At 59.3% G+C, this 7,712-nt stretch carries 6 protein-coding genes and 1 pseudogene; 5 read left to right on the top strand and 2 right to left on the bottom strand.

What is annotated here, in order from left to right:
• Together IRZ24_RS13950 and IRZ24_RS13945 are read left to right on the top strand one after the other, a co-directional pair.
• A pseudogene (locus IRZ24_RS13950) lies at positions 1-209 on the top strand (heat-stable protein); the annotation flags it as partial.
• A gap of 222 nt (positions 210-431) precedes the next feature.
• Complete coding sequence (locus IRZ24_RS13945) at positions 432-911, top strand: Hsp20/alpha crystallin family protein (protein ID WP_297165267.1); 480 nt, start codon at positions 432-434, stop codon at positions 909-911.
• A gap of 132 nt (positions 912-1,043) precedes the next feature.
• On the opposite strand, the gene IRZ24_RS13940 is transcribed toward IRZ24_RS13945, so the two are convergent.
• Complete coding sequence (locus tag IRZ24_RS13940) at positions 1,044-2,486, bottom strand: glycosyltransferase 87 family protein (RefSeq protein WP_297165265.1); 1,443 nt, start codon at positions 2,484-2,486, stop codon at positions 1,044-1,046.
• Positions 2,487-2,967: 481 nt separating this feature from the next.
• Here IRZ24_RS13940 and IRZ24_RS13935 point away from each other — a divergent pair, with 481 nt between their 5' ends.
• The 3 genes from IRZ24_RS13935 to IRZ24_RS13925 all read left to right on the top strand — a co-directional run bounded on the left by IRZ24_RS13935 (position 2,968) and on the right by IRZ24_RS13925 (position 6,224).
• On the top strand, positions 2,968-3,468 hold the full coding sequence (locus IRZ24_RS13935) for a redoxin domain-containing protein (protein ID WP_297165263.1): 501 nt from the start codon (positions 2,968-2,970) through the stop codon (positions 3,466-3,468).
• Between the two features lie 492 nt (positions 3,469-3,960).
• Positions 3,961-5,406 (top strand): nodulation protein NfeD, encoded by a 1,446-nt coding sequence (locus IRZ24_RS13930; RefSeq protein WP_297165261.1) that lies wholly within the window; start codon positions 3,961-3,963, stop codon positions 5,404-5,406.
• Positions 5,385-6,224: a slipin family protein gene (locus IRZ24_RS13925; protein ID WP_297165259.1), complete on the top strand. Its 840-nt coding sequence runs from the start codon at positions 5,385-5,387 to the stop codon at positions 6,222-6,224. The genes IRZ24_RS13930 and IRZ24_RS13925 overlap by 22 nt, the downstream gene beginning before the upstream one ends.
• 184 nt (positions 6,225-6,408) lie before the next feature.
• Here IRZ24_RS13925 and IRZ24_RS13920 read toward each other — a convergent pair whose 3' ends face one another.
• Positions 6,409-7,068: a phosphoribosyltransferase family protein gene (locus IRZ24_RS13920; RefSeq protein WP_052889045.1), complete on the bottom strand. Its 660-nt coding sequence runs from the start codon at positions 7,066-7,068 to the stop codon at positions 6,409-6,411.
• Between the last annotated feature and the right edge of the window lie 644 nt (positions 7,069-7,712).

Raw genomic sequence — 7,712 nt, 5'->3', positions numbered from 1 at the left:
ATCATAAAGGGTTCCACGAATCTGGCAGCCCCACCCTGGCCGAGCTGATCAAAAGCTATAACCCGCGCTTGGTCCTAGTCAGCGGCCCTGAGCGCAAGCGCGAGCTGCTTGGCACCTCGGCTGTCATTGCCCCCGGCTCGCTGGCCAAAGGCGAGTACAGCCTCATCGACCTGCAGCATCAGACCATCGAGGGGAGAACGCTACAATAGATTAAAAGATGACAGAAGAGATGGTTCGCGCGAGTGGCATTTGCCTGCCCCGTTTCTCCCCGGTGGAGCGTCTCTTCTGGTGAGAGGGCCGGGAGCTCTCGTTCTCTGGCTGTGCTTGTGCTTGACCCTGCCAGGAAGCAACGTCTTGCCAAAGACTAATAGTAGCGTGCCTGATAACCGGCACCAATGTTGGCTGAACTGCATTGAGAGGAGGTCACGAGCATGGCACTTACACGAGGCTTCGATCCTTTTGCCGAGATGCTCAGTTTGCGCGATGCGATGAACCGCCTGCTGGAACAGAGCTTCGTACGACCAGGCTCGGCCCTCTTGGGGACAGGCATACGTTCCATTCCAATGGATGTGCTGGAGACAGAGCAGGGCTACCGCATTACTGCTCTGCTGCCTGGGACCAGGCCAGAGGACATCGAGCTGCTGGCCCATGAGCATAGCCTGACGCTCAAAGCCAGATACCACGGCGGCGACGAGAGCGAGAGCCAGCAAGGCACCTGGCTGCTGCGCGAGATCGGGAGCGGTACCCTTGAACGCACCTTAACTTTCGAACGCCCTATCGACGCCGACAAAATTGAGGCCCGCTACGAGCATGGGCGCCTTACCCTCTCGGTTCCCTTAAGTGAAGGAAGCCGCCCGCGCCGCATCGCCGTTCGAGCAGGAGCACCGGTCTCTGCCGGCGCTGCTCCCTGAGTGCCTCCAACCGGCGGCCTGGTGGTAGCGGCCATCGCATTTCCCCCATACATTCGCCTGGCAACCAAGAAGCAGAGGAAAAGCAGCCAGAGCAGCGGCGTCATGACTTGCTCTTGTTGATCGGCAGCTCTCTCAGGCCTGCCCCTCTGCTTCTCCTGTTGCCCCGGTCCCAGCAGGGGCCAGAGACGGGGATGCGCAGCGCCTGCGCAGGTTCAGCAGATTCAAGAGGTAGCCGACCGTGACCAGGAGAAAGAGCAGGTTACGCAGCTCGACCAACGGAATGAAGCCCGGAACCCGCCAGACCTGGGTAGCATCCTGAACACGCGTGTAGAGGAAAGGGTAGATGAGCGAAGTCTGCAGGGCAATCAGCCCGAACAGCAGGAGCCAGCGCCGTTGCGTTGCCGTCAGATAGGCTACCAGGGGCATCAGCCATATTAGATACTGCGGACTAAAGACCTTGCCCGTCGCCACAAAGACCAGTAAAGCCGCCAGCGCGGCTTCTGTGAAAGTCATGCGTCCCCGCGCGCTCTGCCAAAGCACTAGTCCATAGCCGGCCAGCAGCGCCAGTGTGCTCCCAGTCGAAACAGCAGGTACCAGAGGGCTAAGCAGATTAATAGAGCCATAGGTGTAGACCACGCGCACGGGCTGCCCGGCCAAGGCTGCCAGCCAGATCACCAGCGAGCCACTGGACTCTATCTGCACGGGACGCTGGGCAAAGTAGGCCAACTGACTGGCCACAGCCCCCTGAAAATCCAGGAGCGCAAAGAGCGCTGTCACCCCCACGACGAGCGCAAGACAGAGCAGCAGATTGCCCCAGCGCCAGCATCGCAGGCAAGCCAGCGCCTGAGCTAGGCGCTCTGTGACGCTTCTGACTGTCTTCTCCCCACCGTCATAAGCCGCGCTTCGGGCTGCCGTCGCCGAAGCCCGTTGCTCGGCAAAGAAGAGAGGAGGCAACAGCAGGAGCGGATAGATCTTCAAGAGAATCGCCAAAGCCAGAGTAGAGTAGGCCGCTGTCCAGTGTCGGCGCTCTGCCGCCAGCACACAAAGCAAGGTCAGGGCCGCCGGAACAAGATCGAAGCGTAAGAGGGCCAGACCCCACTCGCCCAGGAACAAATAGAGAGTGAAAGCGAGAGCTGCCCCGCGCGGTCCCCAGCGCAGCAACAGCCAGTAGATGAGGAGGGCCGCCAGGGCCATCAACAGACCGAAGAGCAGAGGATAGTAGGCTGAAGGAACAAGCAGGCCGGGAGTAAAAAGCGCAAGCGTCAGCGGGGGATACTCAATGGGCAGCGTATGGAAGGGTGGTAGGTGTCGCTCCTGGGCCGGCAGGAACGAGCAGTCGATGTGAGGAGCCAGCGCTTGCGCCTGCCCGCCAAACCAGAAGGCCAAGGCATAGCACTCGTAGCGCGTCACGTCAGAAGTTGGCCAGACCATCTGCCAAGAGGAGAGCGCCAACATCACCAGGAGCGCCAGGGTCAGAGGGAGAAAAGCGAAGATCCCCCCAGCGGGATCGGTCAAGCGCTCTAACCTGCGGCTGAGCACTGGCCCAGCCGCAGCGAGCAAGGAGCTCAAGGACATGCAAGCCGGCAGACCCCGCGAAGAGCTGCGCACATTTGACATAGCTTCCTCACCAGGACTACAATTCAGAACAGTACCAGGGAAGAGAAGACGAGAACCGCCTTGCAGTACGGTTCTCGGCCGAGAGCATATCTGGACGACAGCCTGCCTTCCCCTCTTGCGGAAGGCAAGAACCGTGCCCGGCCAGGACGCGCCCACTCCCTCGTCGGGCCAGCTTTCGATAGCGCGCGCTGCAGACCGGCCCTGCGTCTGGGCTGGGACTCTGCCCACAGGGAGCCGGGCCAATGGGCCGATCTCATAAGAAAGGTAGCTCGCCCCAAGGATAGAGCAACGGCTCTGGCCTGTCAAGCCGCCCGGGTCTAGACTGAACGAGTGGGCAGCTTGTTGCTCTGGCTATGCCCCTGCCCGCAGTTTCAGATCTGGACAGGTCACATGGCCACAGGTATCATGATAGTGCTTGCGAGAGGAGGCTCCACATCACATGGCTGAGTCCGCCCGTTCCTACACCAGGACACTCAAGGTCGGCGATGTCGCGCCCGACTTCACTCTGAAAAGCCATGTCCGCGAAGACTGGCATCTTGCCGACTTCCGCGGTAAAAAAAACGTTGTTCTCGCCTTTGTCCCCTTCGCATTCAGCCGCGTCTGTTCAGCGCAGCTTCCTTCCTATGAGCGCGAGTTAGAGCGCTTCCGCAACGCCGATACTGAGGTAGTAGCCATCAGCATGGACAGCGTCTATGCGCTGGATGCCTGGTCACAGGCGATGCGTACCTCCTTCCCCCTGCTATCTGACTTCTACCCCCAAGGGGCTGTTGTCGACCTGTATGGGCTGCGTCACCCAGCAGGCATGTCAGAGCGTGCCGTCATCGTGATCGATAAAGAGGGCATTATTCGCCACATCGAGGTCACCGCCAGCCCCTCCGATTTACCCGATAACCAGAAGCTCTTTGAGGTCCTGCGCGCACTTCAGACGCAGGCCAACTAACCAGGGCCGGCGAGCTTTCTCCCTCGCCCTCTGCTTGTCAGCCAGCCAGTCAGTCAGTCAATCAGCTAGTCAGCTCCTGTGGACCGATTCAGGCAGCCTCTTTCATCAGGAGGCCTGCCGCTGGCTTGACTGGCTGGTTACGGTCAGTTGCTCCAGCCTTCAAGAGAGAGGCAGACGCCATAGATTGACGCAGACAGAAATTTGCGCTATCATCTCGTATAGCAATAAGCAATACCCCAAACCAGCCAGGGACAGATCCACTACCAGAGCAGGCACAGTGGAGGCTGGGCCGACGAGGAGGAAGCAACCCAGAGGAAGAGGGGGCAGTACAAGCAGGATGCTGGTCACAGTGACAGGCCTCGGCTGGCAAGGGGCCGCTTATGGAAGTGGTCTGAGACCGGGAACCCCAGGAGAAGGCAGGCCAAACACCCGCCTCAGTGGTAATCAAGTCGACAGCGAGTGAGCTGTCTTCCACTCCAAAGGATCGAAGCCATGAACACGAGCCAGCATCGACCAGCACAGAAAGGTGTGCGGGCCTGGGCGCTTGTGCTTGTCCCCGCCATTGCGGTCCTCCTGGCCTGGATAGGGATCGCCCAGCCGAGCGCACAGCCTGCCCGGGCCGCCTCCTTGCACGTTGACGTAGTCAATCTTAACAGCGAGATTAACCCGAGCACGGCGCGCTTTCTCCAGCAAGCCATTGCCACGGCTGCCAGCGATGGCTCGCAGGCTCTCGTCATCGTCATTGACACGCCTGGCGGTGACCTGGACTCCATGAAGCAGATCACCCAGGCAGAGCTGACCAGCACGGTGCCTATCATCACCTATGTCTATCCACCGGGCGCGCGTGCTGCCTCGGCGGGCGCCTTTGTAGCGCTCTCGGCCCCCCTTGCCGCGATGGCCCCTACCACACGTATTGGTGCCTCCAGCCCTGTGAGCAGCACCGGAAGCAATCTAGACTCCACCCTTCTCAAGAAAATCGAAAGTGATCTGGTGGCGCAGATTACCGGCACGCAGAACCGCTATGGTCGCAATGCTACCCTGGCGGCTCGCATGGTCACAGACGCCGCCTCCTATGATGACCAGACGGCCCTGCGCGAGCACATCGTTGACCTTGGTGCACGCTCACTCCCGGAGCTGCTGCAGAGCGCAGATGGACACCGCATTACCCTCTCCCCTGGGCACAGTGTGGTTCTGCACACCGCCGGAGCGGCGCTCACTACTCTCTCCCCCGGGCTATTCGATGCCCTCTATAGCTTTCTCCTTGATCCCAATGTTGTCTTTCTCCTGTTCATCGTCGCCCTCATCGGTATCTACCTAGAGATCTCCCATCCTGGTGCCATTGTACCTGGCGTTGTTGGCGGCATTGCCCTTATCCTCTTCCTCCTGGGGGCGGGATCGCTTTCTCCCAACTGGACGGGTCTACTACTCATGGGTCTTGCCCTGATCTTGCTGGTCTTAGATATTCGCCTTCCCTCGCACGGCATATTGACTGTGGGCGCAGTCATCTCCCTAGTAGTTGGCTCGTTACTATTCTTCAATAGCGATCAAGTGGAACACGGCCCGGGGGTCAACCCCTGGATTGTCTATCTCATGGCGGCGGTGGTGGGTCTGCTCAGCCTGCTCCTGGTAAGCATAGTTGTCCGGGCCCAGCGTCAGCGTCGGCCCTCGGGGATCGAAAGCATGATCGGGTCCCGTGCAGTGACCATCACCCCGCTCACCCCTAGTGGCAGAGTAAAGTATTGCGGCGAGGATTGGGCAGCCAGCCTGGTTGAACCTTACAGCTCCCTCGACGAGGGCTGCGAGGTCACCATCGTCGCGGTCGAGGGGCTTCGCCTCTACGTCCGGCCGAGTCAGTCACCGGCCCTGTCTGCCGACCATAGATCAACCATCCCACCCTCAGAAAAGGAGGATTCCCAATGGGAGACCCTATCGCTATAAGCGCTATCGTCGTCATCGCCCTGATTGTCGTGCTCTTCCTGCTCTCCGGCTTGCGCGTCATCCAGCAGTATGAGCGCGGCGTCCTCTTTGTCCTTGGCAACCTGCGCGGCACGCGTGGACCAGGCCTGTGCTGGATTCCCCCCGTGATTGCACGCCTCTTGAGAGTCGACCTGCGCATTGTCACGCTCACCGTGCCCCCACAGGAAGTCATCACCCGAGACAACGTCACAGTCAAAGTGACTGCCGTCATCTACTTCTATGTGGTGAACCCCGAGGCCGCAGTGGTCAATGTCATGAACTATCTGCAGGCCACTACCCAGATCGGGCAGACCACCCTGCGCAACGTACTGGGACAGTCAGAGCTGGATGAACTGCTGTCCCAGCGCAACAAGATCAATCGCGAGCTGCAGGCCATCATTGATGAATTTACCGAGCGCTGGGGGGTGAAGGTAACCGCCGTAGAGATCAAAGATGTGGAACTACCGGCGACCATGCAGCGTGCGATGGCCAAACAGGCCGAAGCCGAGCGCGAAAAGCGAGCGAAAATCATCCATGCCGAGGGTGAGCTACAAGCGGCTACGCAGTTGGCCCAAGCGGCGAATATCATCGCGTCTGAGCCTGGCGCGCTGCAGTTGCGCTACCTGCAGACCCTGACCGAGATCGCCGTAGAGAAGAATTCAACCATCATTTTCCCGCTGCCCCTCGATCTGATCGAGCCATTGCTGAAAACACTGCATACCGCCCGCGAGCGTCAGACTGCTCCGCTGCCCCAGGATGGCCCACGCCCTGCGCCAACTCCCCCCTATCCTCAGAGCTAAGGGGACAGCTTCCGGCCAGAGCGAAAGAGTCAGCCTTCCGAGCGCCGGTACTGGCTGAAGACTCGTCGTGAGAAAAGAGAAGAGGCCGCGGCCACTATGCTCACGGAAGCCTTTGGCCTCTTCTTTTCCGCCGTATCGTTGTCGCCTGCCCTGGAATGCTGAGAGAGATCCGACGCGTGTCTCGCTAGGACTGTCGCAGCTCTGCTCGCTTGCTTTGAAGATACTCGGAGCAGACTCGATAGGTCTCCTCTGAGATTAGACCGCGCGACATATAGTGATTGAGCATCACATCAAGCTTGAGGATACTGATCAGATTATAGCCATGCTGGCGCAGGCGCTCCGTGGCCCCATGCTCGCGATCGATCAGGACAATCACATCCTTCACCTTGAGGCCATGCTCTTCGAGCAGCGCAGCCGTCTCCAGCACACTGCCACCGCGCGTGATCAAGTCATCAATGATGAGGGCGGTGTCCCCCGGTGTATAGCGGCCCTCGATCCCTCGCTGGCCAGTTCCCTCGGGGCGAATACGGGCATAGATCAGCGGCGTGTTGGTCTCCAGCGAATAGGCCGTCGCTAAAAGCAGCCCACCGACCGGCACGCCAGCAACCACGTTGAACGGGTGAACGCGCGGACGCCTCAGTGACTGAGCAAGGCTGATTTCCTGCTGCATCAGCTTACTGGCCACACGCAAGGCCAGCGGGTTGCTGATCAGCACCTTGGGATTCACAAAGACAGGGGAACTCACCGCCGATTCACTGACCGTGAAGTTCCCGAACTGGACACCATTGAGATCAAACAGGGCCTGGGCTAGCCAGAGGTTGTCAAGAGACTGCTCTTTGACCACGTGACATCCTTCCTTGCGACGAAGAGTTGAGTGGTAGGAGGATACGATAGGCCTCTCGCTTGAGCACAGTATACCATACTGCTGAAATAGCAAGGCAGGGGAGCAGGCAAAACTACAGCAGGCAAGGAGCCAGATTGATCCCCCATCTTATTGTCTTCTATCATGAAAAAACTGTCATAGAAATGACCCGGCCTCCCCGCCTACATCGGCCCTTTCTATGAAGAAGTATTCATCTAATCGGATGCGCAGTTCATGCAGAGTTCATCGCTTCAGACTATACTACTCTGGCGTAGAGGGTTGCTCGTGCCTTATACAAGCACATGCATCTTTGGATGTGGCAGGCATGGTGGATACGTAGGAAGCAGGGAAAAGGACAGGGCAGTCGCAGGAGAGGAAGGGGAGGACAGGATAGGGTAGGAGGAGCGGCGGTGATGGTGGGGGGAAAGGCGGATTGCTCTCGGGAAGCGACATCCGCACAAAACCAGTTGATCGCGGGACCGTGCGGGAGTGGAAGTTCTCTCATGGTGGAACTGCCCTCAAGGCCAACAGCCATTGAGCTTGTTCTCAATCGGTCAGCGTTGGAGAGCGAGCAGATGAGATGAGCTGTATAGGGCTGGGGTGGGGATGGTTGCGTAGGGTAAGGG

The organism is Thermogemmatispora sp. (assembly GCF_019683755.1).
GTDB lineage: Bacteria > Chloroflexota > Ktedonobacteria > Ktedonobacterales > Ktedonobacteraceae > Thermogemmatispora.
The sequence above is the reverse complement of the archived record's forward strand: the minus strand, read 5'-3'. Positions and strand labels throughout refer to the sequence as shown.